The organism is Streptomyces sp. 4N124 (assembly GCF_052245395.1).
Classification (GTDB): Bacteria; Actinomycetota; Actinomycetes; order Streptomycetales; family Streptomycetaceae; genus Streptomyces.
Genome location: NZ_JBQQBS010000050.1, coordinates 35,557 through 53,036 on the forward strand (window position 1 = coordinate 35,557; position 17,480 = coordinate 53,036).

Annotated in this window: 16 protein-coding genes; 12 read left to right on the top strand and 4 right to left on the bottom strand. The window is 70.3% G+C overall.

Features of this window, described 5'->3' with window-relative positions:
- Positions 1–82 precede the first annotated feature (82 nt).
- On the top strand, positions 83–1,663 hold the full coding sequence (locus tag ACTWQO_RS36330; protein WP_443241648.1) for a GMC oxidoreductase: 1,581 nt from the start codon (positions 83–85) through the stop codon (positions 1,661–1,663).
- A 16-nt stretch (positions 1,664–1,679) separates the two neighbouring features.
- Here the strand turns inward: ACTWQO_RS36330 and ACTWQO_RS36335 are convergent, their stop codons facing one another.
- Complete coding sequence (locus ACTWQO_RS36335; protein ID WP_443241649.1) at positions 1,680–3,476, bottom strand: AMP-dependent synthetase/ligase; 1,797 nt, start codon at positions 3,474–3,476, stop codon at positions 1,680–1,682.
- A gap of 288 nt (positions 3,477–3,764) precedes the next feature.
- Between ACTWQO_RS36335 and ACTWQO_RS36340 the strand changes: the two genes are divergently transcribed.
- The 6 genes from ACTWQO_RS36340 to ACTWQO_RS36365 all read left to right on the top strand — a co-directional run bounded on the left by ACTWQO_RS36340 (position 3,765) and on the right by ACTWQO_RS36365 (position 9,037).
- Positions 3,765–4,562 carry a metallophosphoesterase family protein gene (locus ACTWQO_RS36340; protein WP_443241650.1) on the top strand — a complete coding sequence of 266 codons (798 nt, stop codon included), beginning with the start codon at positions 3,765–3,767 and terminating at the stop codon, positions 4,560–4,562.
- A 129-nt stretch (positions 4,563–4,691) separates the two neighbouring features.
- The gene (locus tag ACTWQO_RS36345) at positions 4,692–5,132 is read left to right on the top strand and encodes an SRPBCC family protein (protein ID WP_443241651.1); all 441 of its coding nucleotides are present in this window, start codon (positions 4,692–4,694) and stop codon (positions 5,130–5,132) included.
- A 193-nt stretch (positions 5,133–5,325) separates the two neighbouring features.
- Entirely contained in the window at positions 5,326–6,504 is a 1,179-nt protein-coding gene (locus ACTWQO_RS36350) for an ArsA family ATPase (RefSeq protein WP_443241652.1), read from the top strand.
- Between the two features lie 59 nt (positions 6,505–6,563).
- Positions 6,564–7,097 (top strand): DUF5304 domain-containing protein, encoded by a 534-nt coding sequence (locus ACTWQO_RS36355; protein ID WP_443241653.1) that lies wholly within the window; start codon positions 6,564–6,566, stop codon positions 7,095–7,097.
- Between the two features lie 102 nt (positions 7,098–7,199).
- Positions 7,200–8,153 (top strand): ROK family glucokinase, encoded by a 954-nt coding sequence (locus tag ACTWQO_RS36360; protein ID WP_443241654.1) that lies wholly within the window; start codon positions 7,200–7,202, stop codon positions 8,151–8,153.
- A gap of 137 nt (positions 8,154–8,290) precedes the next feature.
- Entirely contained in the window at positions 8,291–9,037 is a 747-nt protein-coding gene (locus ACTWQO_RS36365; RefSeq protein ID WP_443241655.1) for an endonuclease/exonuclease/phosphatase family protein, read from the top strand.
- A 15-nt stretch (positions 9,038–9,052) separates the two neighbouring features.
- Here ACTWQO_RS36365 and ACTWQO_RS36370 read toward each other — a convergent pair whose 3' ends face one another.
- Positions 9,053–9,658, bottom strand: coding sequence for a hypothetical protein (locus ACTWQO_RS36370; RefSeq protein ID WP_443241656.1), 606 nt, complete (start codon positions 9,656–9,658; stop codon positions 9,053–9,055).
- Complete coding sequence (locus ACTWQO_RS36375) at positions 9,651–10,430, bottom strand: alpha/beta hydrolase (RefSeq protein ID WP_443241657.1); 780 nt, start codon at positions 10,428–10,430, stop codon at positions 9,651–9,653. Before ACTWQO_RS36375 ends, ACTWQO_RS36370 begins: the two co-directional genes overlap by 8 nt.
- Before the next feature lie 157 nt (positions 10,431–10,587).
- On the opposite strand from ACTWQO_RS36375, the gene ACTWQO_RS36380 reads away from it, so the two are divergent.
- The 5 genes from ACTWQO_RS36380 to ACTWQO_RS36400 all read left to right on the top strand — a co-directional run bounded on the left by ACTWQO_RS36380 (position 10,588) and on the right by ACTWQO_RS36400 (position 15,571).
- Complete coding sequence (locus ACTWQO_RS36380; protein ID WP_443241658.1) at positions 10,588–11,379, top strand: lysophospholipid acyltransferase family protein; 792 nt, start codon at positions 10,588–10,590, stop codon at positions 11,377–11,379.
- Positions 11,380–11,412: 33 nt separating this feature from the next.
- On the top strand, positions 11,413–12,621 hold the full coding sequence (gene macS / locus ACTWQO_RS36385) for a MacS family sensor histidine kinase (protein ID WP_443241659.1): 1,209 nt from the start codon (positions 11,413–11,415) through the stop codon (positions 12,619–12,621).
- The gene (locus ACTWQO_RS36390) at positions 12,618–13,298 is read left to right on the top strand and encodes a response regulator (protein WP_443241660.1); all 681 of its coding nucleotides are present in this window, start codon (positions 12,618–12,620) and stop codon (positions 13,296–13,298) included. Before macS ends, ACTWQO_RS36390 begins: the two co-directional genes overlap by 4 nt.
- 108 nt (positions 13,299–13,406) lie before the next feature.
- A complete protein-coding gene (locus ACTWQO_RS36395) occupies positions 13,407–14,435 on the top strand; it encodes a 6-phosphofructokinase (RefSeq protein WP_443241661.1) in 1,029 nt (342 codons plus the stop codon).
- Between the two features lie 140 nt (positions 14,436–14,575).
- Positions 14,576–15,571 (top strand): 2-hydroxyacid dehydrogenase, encoded by a 996-nt coding sequence (locus ACTWQO_RS36400; RefSeq protein WP_443241662.1) that lies wholly within the window; start codon positions 14,576–14,578, stop codon positions 15,569–15,571.
- Here the strand turns inward: ACTWQO_RS36400 and ACTWQO_RS36405 are convergent.
- Entirely contained in the window at positions 15,523–17,406 is a 1,884-nt protein-coding gene (locus tag ACTWQO_RS36405; RefSeq protein WP_443241663.1) for an anthranilate synthase family protein, read from the bottom strand. The two genes, ACTWQO_RS36400 and ACTWQO_RS36405, sit on opposite strands and share 49 nt — an antisense overlap.
- Between the last annotated feature and the right edge of the window lie 74 nt (positions 17,407–17,480).

The window sequence follows — 17,480 nt, forward strand, 5'->3', positions numbered from 1 at the left end:
CGGAACCGAATAATCCGCCCATGCTGCGCACATGACAGCAAACCTGATGCAACGTCAGCTGACAAGACGTCAAATCCTAGGCATGGCGGCCCTCCAAACCGCCGCCACCCTCGGCTTCACCCGCATCGCCCTCCAATCCGCCCAATCCGCCGAGCCCGACGCAGTCGAATCCGCCCCGGCGATAGTCATCGGCTCCGGCTACGGCGGCGCCGTAGCCGCCCTCCGCCTCGGCCAGGCCGGCATCCGCACCCTCGTCCTGGAGATGGGCAGGCTGTGGAACACCACCGGCGCCGACGGCAAGGTCTTCTGCTCCACCAGCGCCCCCGACCAACGCTCCATGTGGTTCCGCACCCGCACCGAGGCACCGCTGTCGACGTTCCTCTGGCTGGACGTCGTCAACAAGGACATCAACCCCTACCCGGGAGTCCTGGACCGCGTCCGCCACGACGCCATGTCCGTGTACGTCGGCCGGGGCGTCGGCGGCGGCTCCCTGGTCAACGGCGGTATGGCGGTCACCCCGCTCCAGTCGTACTTCGCCGAGCAGTTCCCGACCGTCGACACCGCCGAGATGTACGGCACGTACTTCCCGCGCGCCCGTTCCATGCTCGGCGTCAACACCGTCGACCCCGCCTGGTTCGAGTCGACCGAGTGGTACCGGTTCACCCGGATCTCCCGCAAGCACGCCCAGAACACCGGCCTGAAGACCACCTTCGTGCCGAACGTCTACGACTTCGGCCACATGCAGCGCGAGGCGGCCGGCACGGCGACCAGGTCCGCGCTCGCGGGCGAGGTCATCTACGGCAACAACCACGGCAAGCGCAGCCTCGACAAGACGTACCTCGCCTCGGCCCTCGGCACCGGCAACGTCACCATCCACACACTGGAGAAGGTGACCGGGATACGGCGGGACACCGACGGCTCGTACCTGCTCACCGCCGACCGGATCGACGACACCGGCACGGTCGTCGGAACCAAGGAGTACGGCTGCACGTACCTCTTCCTCGGCGGCGGCAGCCTCGGCACCACCGAACTCCTCGTCCGCGCAAGGGAGACAGGCACCCTGCCCGCGCTGAACGCGACCGTCGGCACCGGCTGGGGGACCAACGGCAATGTGATGCTGGGCCGGGCCAACCACCTCTGGGACACGGTCGGCGCCAACCAGTCGACCATGCCGGTCATGGGCATCGACGACTGGGCCAATGCGTCGAACCCCGTCTTCGCCGAGATCGCCCCGCTGCCGACGGGACTGGAGCACTGGGTCAGCCTCTATCTGGCGATCACCAAGAACCCCGAGCGCGCGTCGTTCTCGTACCGGAACGGCGCGGTGAAGCTGGGCTGGAGTACCGCCCAGAGCGCCGTCTCCGTGAGCATGGCCAAGAAGCTCTTCGACCGGATCAACTCGGCGAACGCGACGATCTACCGCTACGACCTGTTCGGCTCCGGCAACAAGGTCTTCGCCGACGACTTCACCTACCACCCGCTGGGCGGCTGCGTGTTGGGGAAGGCGACCGACAACTACGGCCGGGTGAAGGGGTATTCGAAGCTGTACGTCACCGACGGCTCGCTCGTGCCCGGGTCGATCGGGGTGAACCCGTTCGTGACGATCACCGCGCTCGCCGAACGGACGATGGCGCGGGTCCTCGCCGAGGACGCCGCGCCATAAGATCCCAAGTGCCGGTCTACTTCTGGTAGATGGCCTCGATCTCGTCCGCGTAGTCCTTCGCCACCACATTGCGCTTGAGCTTCAGCGACGGCGTCAGGTGGCCCGAATCCTCGGTGAACTGGGAGGACAGAATGCGGAACTTCCGCACCGATTCCGCCTTCGACACCGCGGCGTTGCCGTCGTCGACAGCGCTCTGGATCTCCGCGAGCAGATCCGGGTCCTGACGCAGCGACGCCGCGGTGGAGCCCTCCGGCTTGCCGTGCTCGGCCGCCCAGCGGCCCAGGAACTCCTCGTCGATGGTGATCAGCGCGCCGACGAACGGCCGCGCGTCACCGACCACCATGCACTCACCGACCAGCGCGTGCGCGCGGATCCGGTCCTCGATCACGGCCGGGGCGACGTTCTTGCCGCCCGCGGTGACGATGATCTCCTTCTTGCGGCCGGTGATCCGGAGGTAGCCGTCCTCGTCGAGGGTGCCGATGTCCCCGGTGTGGAACCAGCCGTCGGCCAGCGCCTCCTCGGTCGCGCCCGGGTTGTTCCAGTACTCCTTGAAGATGTGCTCGCCGTGCAGCAGCACCTCACCGTCGTCCGCGATCCGCACGACCGAACCCGGCAGCGGCTGGCCGACCGTGCCGATCTTCTGCCGGTCCCAGGGGTTGAAGGAGGTCGCGGCGCAGGACTCGGTCAGGCCGTAGCCCTCCACGACCGGGAAGCCGATGCCACGGAAGAAGTGGCCCAGGCGCTCGCCCAGCGGGGCGCCGCCGGAGATGGCGTACTCACCCTTGCCGCCGAGCACCGCGCGCAGCTTGCTGTAGACGAGCTTGTCGAAGGTCTTGTGCTTGATCTTCAGGCCGAGCGACGGGCCCGACGGGGTGTCCAGCGCCTTGCTGTACGCGATCGCGGTGTCCGTGGCCTTGTCGAAGATCTTGCCCTTGCCGTCCGCCTGCGCCTTGGCGCGTGCGCTGTTGTAGACCTTCTCGAAGACGCGCGGCACGCCCAGGATCAGCGTCGGCCGGAACGAGGCCAGCTCATCGGTGAGGTTCTTGATGTCGGGGACGTTGCCCAGCTTGATCGGCGCCATCATCGGCGCGACCTGCACGAGCCGGCCGAAGACGTGCGCCAGCGGGAGGAAGAGCAGGACGGAGCACTCGCCGGTGCGGAAGAGGGGCCGCATCCGCTCCACGATGTTCCCGCACTCGGCGAAGAAGTTGCGGTGGGTGAGTACACAGCCCTTGGGCCGCCCGGTGGTGCCGCTCGTGTACACGATGGACGCCGGGTCGTCGGCCTTGGCGCGCGAGCTGCGCTCCTCGACCGTCTTGTCGGACACGTCCTGCCCGAGCCGGCCCAGCTCCTCGACCCCGCCGGCCTCGATCTGCCAGACGTGCTTCAGGGCGGGCAGCCGGTCGCGCACCGACTCGACGGCCGTCGCGTGGCTGTCCATCTCCACGATGCAGGCCGTGGCGCCCGAGTCACCGAGGATCCACTGCGTCTGCTCCGGCGAGCTGGTCTCGTACACCGGCACGGTGACCGCGCCCGCGCACCAGATCGCGAAGTCGAGCAGCGTCCATTCGTAGCGGGTACGGGACATCAGGCCGACCCGGTCGCCCGGCAGCACGCCGGAGGCGATCAGGCCCTTGGCGGCCGCGTGCACCTCGGCCAGGAACTCGGTGGCCGTCACGTCCTGCCACGCACCGCCCACCTTGCGGGCGATCACGGCGACGTCGGGATGCTGCGCGGCGTTTCTACGGACGATGTCGGTGAGATTGCCGTCCGCAGGGACTTCGTACAAAGCCGGAAGGCTGAACTCGCGCAAGACTGCTGCTCCTCATAGGGCGCCGGCGCCACGACGTTGTGCGATGCGACGGTGCGGTCCAAGGCTCGGGCAGGTACTCAATGATTGAAATCCTGAGTACAACTGGACTGCCCGGACGTTACCCGCCGGTATGGCTTCTTCGACAGGGGGTCCCGGCGAGATGTTCGCTGCGTCACACAGATTGGTGTTCCTTCTTGCACAGTAGTTCACGTTTTTGATGCCGTGCCAGTAACCGCAGGTCCAGCCTGCACTGTTCACGTACATCGCACAGGCCTACCCTTGATCGCCATGGCACCCTCACGACCCGGTAACCGCAGGACACGCATTCATGTGGTCAGTGACGTGCACGGCAACGCCCGTGACCTGGCCGGCGCCGGCGACGGTGCCGATGCCCTGATCTGCCTCGGCGACCTGGTGCTGTTCCTCGACTACGCCGACCACTCGCGCGGCATCTTCCCCGACCTGTTCGGCGTCGAGAACGCCGACCGCATCGTCGAGCTGCGCACCGCCCGGCGCTTCGAGGAGGCACGGCAGTTCGGGGCGAGCCTGTGGGCGGGCATCGGCGGGGACCGCGCCGCCGCGATCGAGGAGGCGGTGCGCAAGCAGTACGCCGAGATGTTCGCGGCATTCCCGACGCCGACGTATGCGACCTACGGCAATGTCGACATGCCGCCCTTGTGGGCCGAGTACGCCGGGCCGGGCACGACCGTCCTCGACGGGGAGCGGGTGGAGATCGGCGGCCGGGTCTTCGGCTTCGTCGGCGGCGGACTCCGCACCCCCATGCGCACGCCGTACGAGATCAGCGACGAGGAATACGCGGCGAAGATCGAGGCGGTGGGGGAGGTGGACGTGCTCTGCACGCACATCCCTCCGGAGGTCCCCGAGCTGGTCTACGACACCGTGGCGCGACGTTTCGAGCGGGGCAGCCGGGCGCTGCTGGCGGCGATCCGCCGGACCAGGCCGCGCTACGCCCTCTTCGGCCACGTCCACCAACCCCTCGTCCGCCGGATGCGGCTCGGGGCCACGGAGTGCGTGAACGTCGGGCACTTCGCGGGGACGGGGAAGCCGTGGGCGCTGGAGTGGTGAGTGCTTTCCGGCAAGGCGGGCCATGCGGGTGAAGTCGGCAGATCGGGTGCGCGGTAGCCTTCACGCTGCACACACAGTGCGCATGAGATCTGGACGATCTACCGGCCCGCATCTGGAGGAGCCACGGCGATGGCGGAACACACCAGCTCGAGCATCACGATCGAGGCGGCACCGGCCGACGTCATGGGGGTGATCGCCGACTTCGCCCGCTACCCGGACTGGACCGGCGAGGTGAAGGAGGCGGAGGTCCTCCGGACGGACGGGCAGGGGCGTGCCGAGGAGGTCCGTCTGGTCATGGACGCCGGGGCGATCAAGGACGACCAGACGCTGGCGTACACCTGGACCGGTGAGCACGAGGTGTCCTGGACGCTGGTGAAGTCCCAGATGCTGCGCTCCCTCGACGGCTCCTACATCCTCAAGCCGGCCGGCGCCGGTTCGACCGAGGTCACCTACCAGCTGACCGTCGACGTCAAGATCCCCATGCTCGGCATGATCAAGCGCAAGGCCGAGAAGGTCATCACGGACCGGGCACTGGCGGGACTGAAGAAGCGGGTGGAGTCGGGGCACTAGGCCAACCCCCGCGCCTCTTAGGGCGTTGCAGTCCAGCCCGCTCAGCTGCGGGCATGCGTGCCGCCTGGGGCGGCACGGGTGGGCGCAGGCGGCGCCCCGCAAGCGCCGGGCTGCGCGACCCACCCCCGGCCCGCACCAGCGCCGGGCACATGGACACGAGGGCTGAGCGTCACGTCCGTTACGGTTCACCCCCATGCGCACCATCCTGATCACCGGCCCGGGCGGCAGCGGCCGTACGACCGTCGCCGCCGCCACCGCACTCGCCGCCGCCCGCGACGGCGTCGAGACGCTGGTGCTGAGCGGCGATCGGACGGACACGCTCGGCGCCGCCCTGGGGGCGAGCGTCGGTCCGGCCCCGATCCGCGTCGCCCCGCACCTGACCGCCTGGCGCCCGGACGCCGCCGGCGCGTTCCGGGACGACCTCGCCGCCTTCCAGGAACGCGCGACCGCGGCCTTCGACCTGCTCGGCGCCTCAAGACTGGACCCGGAGGAAGTCACCCCCCTCCCCGGCGCGGAAGAGCTCACGCTGCTGCGTGCCCTGCGGGACGCCGCGCTCGCGGAGGCGCACGAACTGCTCGTCGTGGACCTCCCGGCCGTCCCCGACGCCCTGGCCCTCCTCTCCCTGCCCGAGGAGCTCCGCCGCTATCTGCGCCGCCTCCTCCCGCCCGAACGGCAGGCGGCCCGCGCCCTGCGCCCCGTGCTGGGGCGGCTCGCCGGGGTTCCCCTGCCCGCTGAGTGGCTGTACGAGACCGCCGCCCGCTGGGACACCGAGCTGGCCGCCGTCGAGGCCGTCGTCGCCGACCGGAACACCGTCGTACGACTCGTCGCGGAGCCCGGTCCGAGCGGCGCCGACGCCGTACGCACCGCCACCCTCGCCCTCGCCCTGCGCGGCCTGCGCCCCGACGTCCTCGTCGCCAACCGCGTCCTGCCCGACACCGCCGCCGACAGCTGGCTCGCCGGTCCCGTCGCCCAGCAGCGCAAGGCACTGGAGGAGTGGCAGGGGTCGTACGAGATCCAGGTCGTCACCCACCTGGGACGGGACCCGCGCGGCACCGACGACCTCACCGCCCTCACCGTCCCCACTGTCAACACACGCCCCTCCACCGTCGAGTGGCCGGTCACCCAGGAGCTCGCCGACGACGGCGACAGCCGGATCTTCGTATGGCACATCCCGCTGCCCGGCGCCCAGCGGGACGACCTGGACCTCGTCAGGCGCGGCGATGAACTCGTCGTCACCGCAGGGCAGTTCCGGCGTATCGTTCCGCTGCCGTCCGCCCTGCGCCGCTGCACCGTCGACGGCGCCGCCCTGCGCGACGGCGAGCTGCGCATCCGATGCGTGCCGGACCCCGATCAATGGCCCCGGACACGGTGAAACCGGTACGCCCGTTCGGGTAACGTCGTAGAGACGAACCGTAGTCAGGAGAGTCCGCCATGAGCGAAGAGCGCCCCGCGTCCGACCCCGCTCAGGAGAAGCTCGAGAAGTACCAGACCGCCGAGCGGGAAGCCGTCGACGAGGTACGCGCGACCGACGCCGACGCCTGGGCGACAGCGTGTGCCGAGGATCTAGCGGCGGAGAAGGCCCGCCGCCGCTCCGCCTACGGCCCGCCGCCGGGTTCGGCCGCCGAGGAACTGCGCAAGCTCGTCGACACGGTCGCGGACAAGCTGTCCGGTCTGCAGTCCCCGCTGTTCGGCGCGGTCGCCGGACCCGCCGCCGAGCAGGTGGTGCGCCAGGTCGTCCAGCAGGCCAAGGCCGCCGTGGAGCCCGTGATCGAACGCAACCCGGACGTCTTCGACCACCTCGCGGCAGCGGGCAACGAACTCCTCGCCGCGTACCGCTCCGCCGTCCAGGCCCAGGAGCAGCGCTGGACCGGCCGCATGGACGAACTGAACGAGTCCCCCGACCGGGACGACCCCGACGACCCCGGCGAGGGCACCGGCCCCGGCCAGCGCATCGACTTGGACTGACGCCGCCCCCAGGCCCTGCCCGCAGGGCGGACGACGGGAACCTGGCGGCAGGCCCTCGGGTACGGTTGGCCGTAGCGGGGCTCGACCGAAACTGAGGGATTCATGGGACTCACCATCGGCGTCGACATCGGCGGCACGAAGATCGCGGCCGGCGTGGTCGACGAGGAAGGCAACATCCTCTCGACCCACAAGGTGCCGACCCCGGGCACGCCCGAGGGCATCGTGGACGCCATCGCCGCTGCCGTGGAGGGTGCGCGCGCCGGGCACGACATCGTCGGCGTGGGCATCGGTGCCGCCGGCTACGTCAACCGTCAGCGCTCCACGGTCTACTTCGCGCCGAACATCGACTGGCGCCAGGAACCGCTGAAGGAGAAGGTCGAGGCGCGCGTCCACCTGCCGGTCGTCGTGGAGAACGACGCCAACGCGGCCGCGTGGGGCGAGTACAAGTTCGGCGGCGGCAAGGGCCACCGCAACGTCATCTGCATCACGCTGGGGACCGGCCTCGGCGGCGGCATCATCATCGGCAACAAGCTGCGCCGCGGCCACTTCGGCGTCGCCGCCGAGTTCGGCCACATCCGCATGGTTCCGGACGGCCTGCTCTGCGGCTGCGGCTCACAGGGCTGCTGGGAGCAGTACGCCTCCGGCCGCGCCCTGGTGAGATACGCCAAGCAGCGCGCCAACGCCACCCCCGAGAACGCCGAGCTCCTGCTGGGCATGGGCGACGGGACCCCCGACGGCATCGAGGGCAAGCACATCTCCATGGCCGCCCGCCAGGGCGACCCCGTCGCCGTCGACTCCTACCGAGAGCTCGCCCGCTGGGCCGGCGCCGGCCTCGCCGACCTCGCCTCCCTCTTCGACCCCTCCGCCTTCATCGTCGGCGGCGGCCTCTCCGACGAGGGCGAACTCGTCCTCGACCCCATCCGCAAGTCCTACAAGCGCTGGCTGGTCGGCGGCAACTGGCGTCCGGTGGCGGACGTGATCGCGGCGCAGCTGGGGAACGAGGCGGGGCTGGTGGGCGCGGCGGACCTGGCGAGGGAGCCCGACCCGATCATGTAACCCCGTGATGTTGACGCCCCCAGGGGCGCGGGGCTGTATCAACATGCGGCTCCGCCGCGTGGGCGCGACCAGCCACAACGAACCGGCAGTCGCGCACAAGCCTCGCGCCCCGAGCCATTGGGCGTAAATTGATCCACATGGAGCTGCTGCCCAACTCCCGCACCGAGCCCGACGGTTCCGCCCTCATCCGCGTCCTGAGCTACAACATCCGCTCGATGCGCGACGACACCAACGCCCTGGCCCGCGTGATCACCGCCTGCGCCCCCGACCTGGTCCTGATCCAAGAAGCCCCCCGCTTCTTCCGCTGGCGCAAGAAACTCGCCCGCCTGGCCCGCGCAGCGAACCTCGTCATCCTCACCGGCGGAGCCACAGCCGCCGGACCCGCGATTCTCTGCAACCTCCGTGCCACCGTCGAGCGAACCGAGGACGTCCTCCTCCCGCTCACCCCCGGCCGGCACCGCCGCGGCTTCGCCACCGCGGTCGTCCGCTTCGGCGGCGCCCGCGTCGGCGTCCTCAGCTGCCACCTCAGCCTCCAGAGGGACGAGCGCTACGACCAGTCCGGCATGCTCCTCGACCGCCTCGCCGGCCTGGGCGTGGACCACGCGATCGCGGGCGGTGACCTCAACGAACGTCCAGGAGGCCGTGCTTTCACCCGGATCGCGGACACCCTCCAGGACTGCTGGTCCACGGCCCCCTGGGGCGCCGAGCACACCTGGACCCGCGACGAACCCCATCGCCGTATCGACGCGATCTTCACCACGAAGGGCATCGAGGTACTGGGCTGCGGCGTGCCTCTAGGCCACCCAGGGATCACCGACGCAGATTTGAGGGCGGCCACCGACCACCTCCCGGTCCTGGCCGCCCTCAGAATCCCGGCGAGCTAGAAGAACCCTCGCGAGCTAGACGACCGCTCCCCGCCCCGGATCGTCGTCGTCCTCGTCGTCCGTCCGCATCCGCATCACCAACGTGGCGAAGCCACCCACGAAGCCGCCGATGCCGAGCGTGGTCAGCCACCAGGTCATCTCCCAGCCGAGGAGGACCGCGAGCAGCAGCAGGAGCGGCCCGCCGATCACGGCGAGCCAGGCGAACTTGGCGGTGGCGTCGGCGGCCGGCAGCGGCGGTGGCTCGGGCGGTACGAAGTGGCCCTCGTCGTCCGCCTCGAAGTCGTCCTCGGACGGCTCGGGCGTGGTGTAGTCCCGGGGGCCGACGCCGGGCGCGAAGGAGACGGAGCTGCCGAGCGGCTCGGCAGGTTTCGCCGCCTCCTCCTCACCGTCCTTGTCCTCGGAGCCCTTCGCGGAGCCCTTGGTCTCCTCGGCGCTCTCGTCGTTGGTCTCCGGCTCCAGCAGCGCCAGGTCCTCGACGGACTTGAACGGCTTGGCACCCGGGGGGTCCTTCGGCTCCTCGCCGTACCCCGCGACGATCGCCTCCCAGGCGGCGGCCTCGTCGAAGGGCACGCCCTGCTCGTCCGGCTCGCGGTCCTCGCGGTCGGAGTCGTGCTCAGCCACCTGCGGCCGTCCCTTCCTTGCCGAGACTGGGTGCGAGCCGGCCGATGAACGCGAAGCTCTCCGCGAAGATCCGGTCCGCATCGTGGTCCAACGTCGCCACGTGGTAGCTCTGTTCCAGCAGGATCTCCCGGACGTCCGTCGACGAGATCCGGCTGAGGATCCGCGCGGAGTCGGCGGGCGGCACGACATGGTCCTGAGGGCTGCGCAGCAGCAGCATCGGCTGGGTGACCTGCGGCAGTTCGCCGTCGACCAGCTGGAAGAACCGGCGCAGGGAGTGCGCGGCATGCAGCGGCACCTTGTCGTACCCGACCTCCGCGCTGCCGGGCAGGGCGATGTCGCTGGCGATCCCCTTCGTCGTACGGACGAGATGGCGGGCCACCGGAAGGGCGTATGCCGTGAGGCCGTGCACCTTGTTGGCCGGGTTGACGACCACGACGCCGCTGATCGCGTCCCCGTGCTTGGCGGCCAGCCGCAGGGCCAGCGCGCCGCCCATGGACAGGCCCGCGACGAACACCTGCGTGCAGCGCTCGCGCAGGGCGCGCAACTCGCGGTCCACCTCCGCGTACCAGTCCTGCCAGCCGGTGAGCTGCATGTCCTCCCAGCGAGTGCCGTGCCCGGGCAGCAGCGGCAGCGAGACGGTCAGGCCGCGCTCGGCGAGATACCCCGCCCAGGGACGCAGCGACTGCGGCGAGCCGGTGAAGCCGTGGCAGAGGAGGACGCCGACCTCCCCGCCCTCGTGGCGGAACGGCTCGGCTCCAGGGAGGAGCGGCACCTTGGGTCTCCTGTCGATGAGCGTGTCTGAGAAAGGCGGTGTGCTTCACCGTACGCGACCGCACTGACACCGACCAGGGTCGTCGGGTCCATTGACAGTGCGCCGGGTTAAGGTCTGATCGACGGACACAGGAGGCACTCGGTTGTTGTACGGCGCGATGAAGGTATCCATCGGGGGGCCGCTGAAGCTCGCCTTCAGGCCCTGGGTGGAAGGCCTGGAGAACGTACCCGCCGAGGGCCCCGCGATCCTGGCGAGCAACCACCTGTCGTTCTCGGACTCGTTCTTCCTGCCCGCGGTGCTCGACCGCAAGGTCACCTTCATCGCGAAGGCCGAGTACTTCACCACCCCCGGACTCAAGGGCCGGATGACCGCCGCCTTCTTCAAGGGCGTCGGCCAGCTCCCGGTGGACCGCTCGGGTGCGCGCGGCGCCGGCGAGGCCGCCATCAAGAGCGGCCTCGACGTGCTGGAGCGCGGTGAGCTGTTCGGCATCTACCCGGAGGGCACGCGCTCGCCCGACGGCCGCCTCTACCGGGGCAAGCCCGGCGGCCTCGCGCGCGTGGCGCTCAGGTCCGGCGCGCCGGTCATCCCGGTCGCCATGATCGACACGGAGAAGATCCAGCCGCCGGGGAAGGTGATGCCGAAGCTGATGCGCCCGGGCATCCGTATCGGCAAGCCGCTGGACTTCAGCCGGTACAACGGCATGGAGCACGATCGCTTCGTACTGCGCGCGGTGACCGACGAGGTCATGTACGAGATCATGAAGCTCTCCGGCCAGGAGTACGTCGACATCTACGCGACCGCCGCCAAGCGCCAGATCGCCGAGGCGGCCAAGGCCGAGAAGGAAGCGGAGAAGGCGGCCAAGGCCGCACTCGCGCAGGCCGAGAAGGAACGGGCCGAGAAGGAACGGGTCGAGAAGGAACGGGCCGAGAAGGAGAAGTCCGAGTCCTAGGCAGGGCAGTCTCGGACTCAGGGGGTGGGGGATATGACCAAGCGCGAGCGCGTCATGCGGATGTCGGTCGAGCAGCCGCTGTGGCGTGCCCTCACCGGGTACCGGATCCTGACGCTCCTGTACGCGATCGGCCTTTTCGCCACGTCCTACCACGAGTTCACCCGCCCCTGGGTGGCCATCGCGTACTACGCCGTGCTGTCCGTCTGGACGTTCGCGACGCTGCCCCGGGTGGCGAACGCGGCGAGCTGCACCAAGCGGTTCCTCGCCGTCGACCTCACCATCGCGCTCACCGGCATCCTGCTCACCGGATTCGCCGCCAGCGCCGAGCGGATCGAAGCCGGCGGCTCGACGCTGCCGTCGATATGGACCGCCGGGTCGGTGCTCGCGTTCGCCATCAAGGGCGGCTGGCGCTGGGCGGTCTTCGCCTCCACCCCGGTGGCCGTCGCCAACCTGATCTACCGCGGCGCCCCCACCCGCGACACCGTCCACAACGTGATCCTCGTCTGGGTCGCCTCCATCGCCATCGGCTACGTCGTCGAGGTCGCCCGCGCCTCCGAGCGCACCCTCGCCCGCGCCCTGGAGATCGAGGCCGCCACCCGCGAACGGGAGCGGCTCGCCCGGGACATCCACGACAGCGTCCTCCAGGTCCTGGCGATGGTGCAGCGGCGCGGTTCGGTGCTCGGCGGCGAGGCGGCCGAGCTGGGCCGGATGGCGGGCGAGCAGGAGGTGGCGCTGCGCACGCTGGTCTCCGGCGGCATGGTGCCCGTCTCCCGGGTGTCGGAGGACGCCGCCGAGGGGGCGGTCGTACGAACGGTCGAAGAGCCGGACGAGGACGGCCCGGTGGACCTGCGTTCACTGCTCGCCCCCTACGCGGGCGCCCGGGTCAGCCTCGCCGAGCCCGGCGCCCCGGTGCCCTTGCCGCCGGCCGCGGCGAAGGAACTGGCCGCCGCCGTAGGGGCCGCCCTGGACAACGTACGCAAGCATGCCGGGGAGGACGCCCGGGCCTGGATCCTGGTCGAGGACGAGCCCGACGAGGTCGTCGTGACCGTACGGGACGACGGGCCCGGCATCCCCGAGGGGCGGCTCGCGCAGGCCGAGGGGGAGGGGCGGCTCGGGGTCGCCCTGTCGATCCGGGGGCGGCTGCGGGACCTCGGCGGCAGCGCCGAGCTGATCTCGGTGCCGGGGCAGGGCACGGAAGTCGAACTGAAGATGCCGAAGAAGATCTCAGAGGGGACGCGATGAGCGAGCGGCAGGGCCCGATCAAGGTGATGGTGGTCGACGACCACCCGATGTGGCGCGACGCCGTCGCCCGCGACCTGGGCGAGTCCGGCTTCGACGTCGTGGCCACCGCGGGCGACGGCGACCAGGCCGTACGCCGGGCCAAGGCCGCCGGGCCGGACGTCCTGGTGCTCGACCTCAACCTGCCCGCCAAGCCGGGAGTCCAGGTCTGCAAGGAACTCGTCGGCCACAACCCGGCGTTGCGCGTGCTGGTGCTGTCCGCGAGCGGTGAGCACGCCGACGTGCTGGAGGCGGTGAAGTCGGGCGCGACCGGCTATCTGCTGAAGTCGGCCTCGACCGAGGAGCTGCTCGACGCGGTGCGCCGTACGGCCGTCGGCGATCCGGTGTTCACTCCGGGCCTGGCCGGACTCGTCCTCGGCGAGTACCGGCGGCTGGCCTCCGAGCCCGTGTCCGCCGCGGCGGACTCCGAGCAGCCCAAGGCCCCGGAGCTCACCGAGCGGGAGACCGAGGTACTGCGGCTGGTCGCCAAGGGCCTGAGCTACAAGCAGATCGCCGAACGCCTCGTCATCTCCCATCGCACGGTGCAGAACCACGTGCAGAACACCCTCGGCAAGCTCCAGCTGCACAATCGCGTGGAACTCGTGCGGTACGCCATAGAGCGCGGACTTGACGACGAGTAAACCAACCGCCCGCTGATTCACCGGAATTGCCCTTCCGACCCATCCCTAGGTGACCTGGATCACTATTAGCGTTGCCTCACCAGGCAACCGCGGCGAAGGGACTTTTCCATGCGGGTCGGAGTACTGACCGGAGGCGGCGACTGCCCCGGGCTCAACGCCGTCATCCGGGCCATCGTCCGCAAGGGCGTGCAAGAGTACGGCTACGACTTCGTCGGCTTCCGGGACGGCTGGCGCGGTCCCCTCGAGAACGACACCGTACGGCTGGACATCCCCGCCGTGCGCGGCATCCTGCCCCGCGGCGGCACCATCCTCGGCTCCTCGCGGACCAATCCGCTGAAGCAGGAGAACGGCATCCGCCTAGTCAAGGAGAACCTCGCCAAGCAGGAGGTCGAGGCACTCATCGTGATCGGCGGCGAGGACACCCTCGGTGTCGCCGCGAGCCTGTCCGACGAGTACGGCATGCCGTGCATCGGCGTCCCGAAGACCATCGACAACGACCTGTCCGCCACCGACTACACCTTCGGCTTCGACACCGCGGTCAGCATCGCCACGGAGGCCATCGACCGCCTGCACACCACCGCCGAGTCCCACATGCGGGTCCTGGTCTGCGAGGTCATGGGCCGGCACGCGGGCTGGATCGCCATCCACTCCGGGCTCGCGGGCGGCGCCAACGTCATCCTGATCCCCGAGCAGCGCTTCGACGTCGACCAGGTGTGCGCCTGGGTGACGTCCCGCTTCAAGGCGTCGTACGCCCCGATCGTGGTCGTCGCCGAGGGCGCCATGCCCAAGGACGGCGACATGGTGCTCAAGGACCAGTCCCTGGACTCCTTCGGGCATGTGCGGCTGTCCGGCGTCGGCGAGTGGCTGGCCAAGGAGATCGAGAAGCGCACCGGCAAGGAGGCCCGCACCACGGTCCTCGGGCACATCCAGCGCGGCGGCACGCCCAGCGCCTTCGACCGCTGGCTCGCCACCCGCTTCGGACTGCACGCCATCGAGGCCGTCCGCGACGGTGACTTCGGCAAGATGGTCGCGCTGCGCGGCACGGACATCGTCCGCGTCCCGATCGCCGAGGCCACGGCCAAGCTGAAGACGGTCGACCCGAAGCTGTACGAGGAGGTCGGGGTCTTCTTCGGCTGACGGCTGTCCTGGGCGCCGGTCGGGCAGCTCAGCCCGTCCGGCGTTCTGGGGGGCGGCAGTCCCCCGCGGGCGCGGGCGGTGCCGTGCGGCCGTATATTCGGCCCGAAGCAGGCAATTCGGCGCAACCTCCGGAGGGCTCCGTGGAGATCCTCGCCTTCGGTGTCCAAGCGGACGAGAAGCCCCTGATCGAGCAGGCCTTCGCGGGCCACCACGACGTCCGCTGCCTGGGTGTCTTCCTCGACGAGGACACCGCTCCCATCGCCGCCGGTCACGAGATCGTCTCCAGCAGCGTCAACGCCGACCTCGGCGGTGCGGTCCTGGAGATCCTCGCGGCCGGCGGCACGCGGATGATCGCCCAGCGCTCCACCGGCTTCAACAACATCGACCTCGACATCGCCGAGCGCCTCGGCATGACGGTGGCCCGGGTCTCGTACTACTCGCCGTACTCGGTGGCCGAGTTCGCCTGGGCGCTGGGCATGGCCGTCAACCGCCGTATCGTCCGCGCCGCCAACCGCACCCGCGACTTCGACTTCCGCCTCGACGGCCTGATGGGCCGCGACATGTACGGCCGCACCGCCGGCGTCCTCGGCACCGGCAAGATCGGCGAGGCGTTCGCCCGGATCGCCCACGGCTTCGGCATGCGGCTGCTCGGCTGGGACATCGCCGAGAGCCCTGCCTGCATGGAACTCGGTATGCAGTACGTCCCCAAGGACCGGCTCCTCGCCGAGTCCGACCTGGTCACCCTGCATGTCCCGCTGATGCCGGAGACCCAGCACCTGATCGACGCCACCGCCTTGAAGGCGATGAAGGACGACGCGATCCTCGTCAACTCAAGCCGCGGCGGCCTGATCGACACCGCGGCCCTCGTCGCCGAACTGCGCGAGGGCCGCTTCACCGGCGTCGGCCTCGATGTGTACGAGGCGGAGGCGGGCCTGTTCTTCCTCGACAAGTCCCTGGAGGCCATCGAGGACGACACCCTGGCCCGCCTGGTCACCTTCCCGAACGTCCTGGTCACCTCGCACCAGGCGTACTACACCGAGGACGCCGTCGCGCAGATCGTCGACACCACCGTCAAGAACGTCCTCGACTACCGGGCCGGCCGCCGCTCGGAGAACGTGCTGGTGCCGCGCAGCTGACCGACCAGTTCCCGTACGACGGCGGCGCCGTTCAGTGTCAGCACCGACTCCGGGTGGAACTGCACGCCGGCGAATCCGGTTCCTCGCACGGCATGGACCTCGTGGGAGGCGCTCCGGCTCACCTCGATGCCGTGCGCGGCCAGTTCCTGGGCCGTCTCGTCGTCGCAGCGTGCCACGAAGCTGTTGTAGAAACCGACGGTCTCCGTCCGCCCGAACAGCTCGATCTCGGTCTGCGCGCCCTGGTACGGGACTTCCTTCCGTACGATCTCCAGCCCCAGCTCGGCCGCGATCAGCTCGTGCCCGAGGCAGACGCCGAGGACGCCGTGGCTGTTCCGCGTGCGGAGCACCTGGGCGGTGAGGCCGCGCAGGAAGCTCATCTTGGGGTCCGTCAGGTCGCTCGGGTCGCCCGGGCCGGGGCCGAGGACGACCGGCCCTTCGTGCGCGAGGACCGCCTCCCGCAGTCCCGGCTCGTCGTAGCGCCGGACGGTGACGGTGAGGCCCGACGACCGCAGGACGTGCGCGAGCATCGCCGTGAAGGTGTCCTCGCCGTCGACGACCAGGGCGTGTCCGGTGAGCTCGTCGGAGCGGTCCTGCATCCGCAGCCAGAACGGCGCCAGCGAGGCCCTGCGCCCGTCGAGCGCGGCACGCACACGTGGGTCGTCGGCGAGATGCACGCGCGCGTGCATCTCGCGCGGCCGGGACGGACGTACACCCAAAGCCGTCAGCACACCCGCGGCCTTCGCGTGTGTCTCCGCGACCTCGTTCGCCGGGTCCGAACCGCGTACGAGCGTGGCGCCGACCGGTACCCGCAGGCGTCCGTCGGCGTCGATGTCGGCGGTGCGGATGAGGATGGGGGAGTCGAGGGTCTGGGCGCCGCCGGAGTCCTTGCCGAGGAGGGCCAGCGCGCCCGCGTAGTAGCCCCGCCCGCCGACCTCGTGCCGCTCGATGACCCGGCAGGCGTTCTGCACCGGCGAGCCGGTCACCGTCGCCGCGAACATGGTCTCCTTCAGGACCTCCCGCACATCCAGCGAGGACCGGCCGCGCAACTCGTACTCGGTGTGGGCGAGATGGGCCATCTCCTTCAGCCGCGGTCCCACGACGACGCCGCCCATGTCGCCGACCGTGCACATCGTCTTGAGCTCCTCGTCGACGACCATCGACAACTCCTCGATCTCCTTGCCGTCGGCGAGGAAGTCCAGCAGGTGCTCGGGGGCGGGGCCTTCGGCCGGGTAGCGGTACGTCCCACTGATCGGGTTCATCACGACCGTGCCGCCGGACATCCGGACGTGCACCTCGGGGCTCGCGCCGACCAGGGTGCGGTCCCCGGTGTGGACGACGAGCGTCCAGTACGCGCCCCGCTCACCCTCCAGGAGCCGCCGGAACAGCGCCAGCGCGTCGGCCCGTCCGAACCCCGGGATCTCACCCTCGTACGTCCGCCGGATCACGAAGTTGGCGCCCTCGCCCTGCCCGATCTCCTGGTGCAGCACGCGGCCGACGGTCTCGGCGTACTCGTCGTCGTCGACGTCGAAGCCGCCGCCTTCGACGCGTACGTCGTGGGCGGGCAGGCTCGCGAGCGCCTCGTCCAGTGCAATGTCACATCTCACCTCGGGCGTCAGTACCGCCAAGGGCGTCCCGTCGTCCCGCACGTCGAACCCGCGCTCCCGGATCTGGCGGAAGGGGATCAGGGCCAAGCCCTCGTCGGGGAGGTCGGCGAGGCGGTCGTATGCGGTGACCGGGCCGATCATGAGCTCCACGGTCTCGTGATCGTGGCCCGGGGTGCGGCGGCGCAGCAGGGCGAACGGACGGGGGTCGTCCAGCAAGCCGAGCAGATTCATGGGTCCGTGCTCCTTCTCAGGTGGAGAGGAACGGCCCGGGCCCAAAAACGCCGAAGGCCGCCCCTCGGGCGGCC

Bases quoted from the DNA above. Each gene is read 5' to 3' on its own strand.
- ACTWQO_RS36330 (WP_443241648.1), top strand. From the start codon at position 83: ATGGCGGCCCTCCAAACCGCCGCCACCCTCGGCTTCACCCGCATCGCC.
- ACTWQO_RS36340 (WP_443241650.1), top strand. From the start codon at position 3,765: ATGGCACCCTCACGACCCGGTAACCGCAGGACACGCATTCATGTGGTC.
- ACTWQO_RS36345 (WP_443241651.1), top strand. From the start codon at position 4,692: ATGGCGGAACACACCAGCTCGAGCATCACGATCGAGGCGGCACCGGCC.
- ACTWQO_RS36350 (WP_443241652.1), top strand. From the start codon at position 5,326: ATGCGCACCATCCTGATCACCGGCCCGGGCGGCAGCGGCCGTACGACC.
- ACTWQO_RS36355 (WP_443241653.1), top strand. From the start codon at position 6,564: ATGAGCGAAGAGCGCCCCGCGTCCGACCCCGCTCAGGAGAAGCTCGAG.
- ACTWQO_RS36360 (WP_443241654.1), top strand. From the start codon at position 7,200: ATGGGACTCACCATCGGCGTCGACATCGGCGGCACGAAGATCGCGGCC.
- ACTWQO_RS36365 (WP_443241655.1), top strand. From the start codon at position 8,291: ATGGAGCTGCTGCCCAACTCCCGCACCGAGCCCGACGGTTCCGCCCTC.
- ACTWQO_RS36380 (WP_443241658.1), top strand. From the start codon at position 10,588: ATGAAGGTATCCATCGGGGGGCCGCTGAAGCTCGCCTTCAGGCCCTGG.
- macS (WP_443241659.1), top strand. From the start codon at position 11,413: ATGACCAAGCGCGAGCGCGTCATGCGGATGTCGGTCGAGCAGCCGCTG.
- ACTWQO_RS36390 (WP_443241660.1), top strand. From the start codon at position 12,618: ATGAGCGAGCGGCAGGGCCCGATCAAGGTGATGGTGGTCGACGACCAC.
- ACTWQO_RS36395 (WP_443241661.1), top strand. From the start codon at position 13,407: ATGCGGGTCGGAGTACTGACCGGAGGCGGCGACTGCCCCGGGCTCAAC.
- ACTWQO_RS36405 (WP_443241663.1), bottom strand. From the start codon at position 17,406: ATGAATCTGCTCGGCTTGCTGGACGACCCCCGTCCGTTCGCCCTGCTG.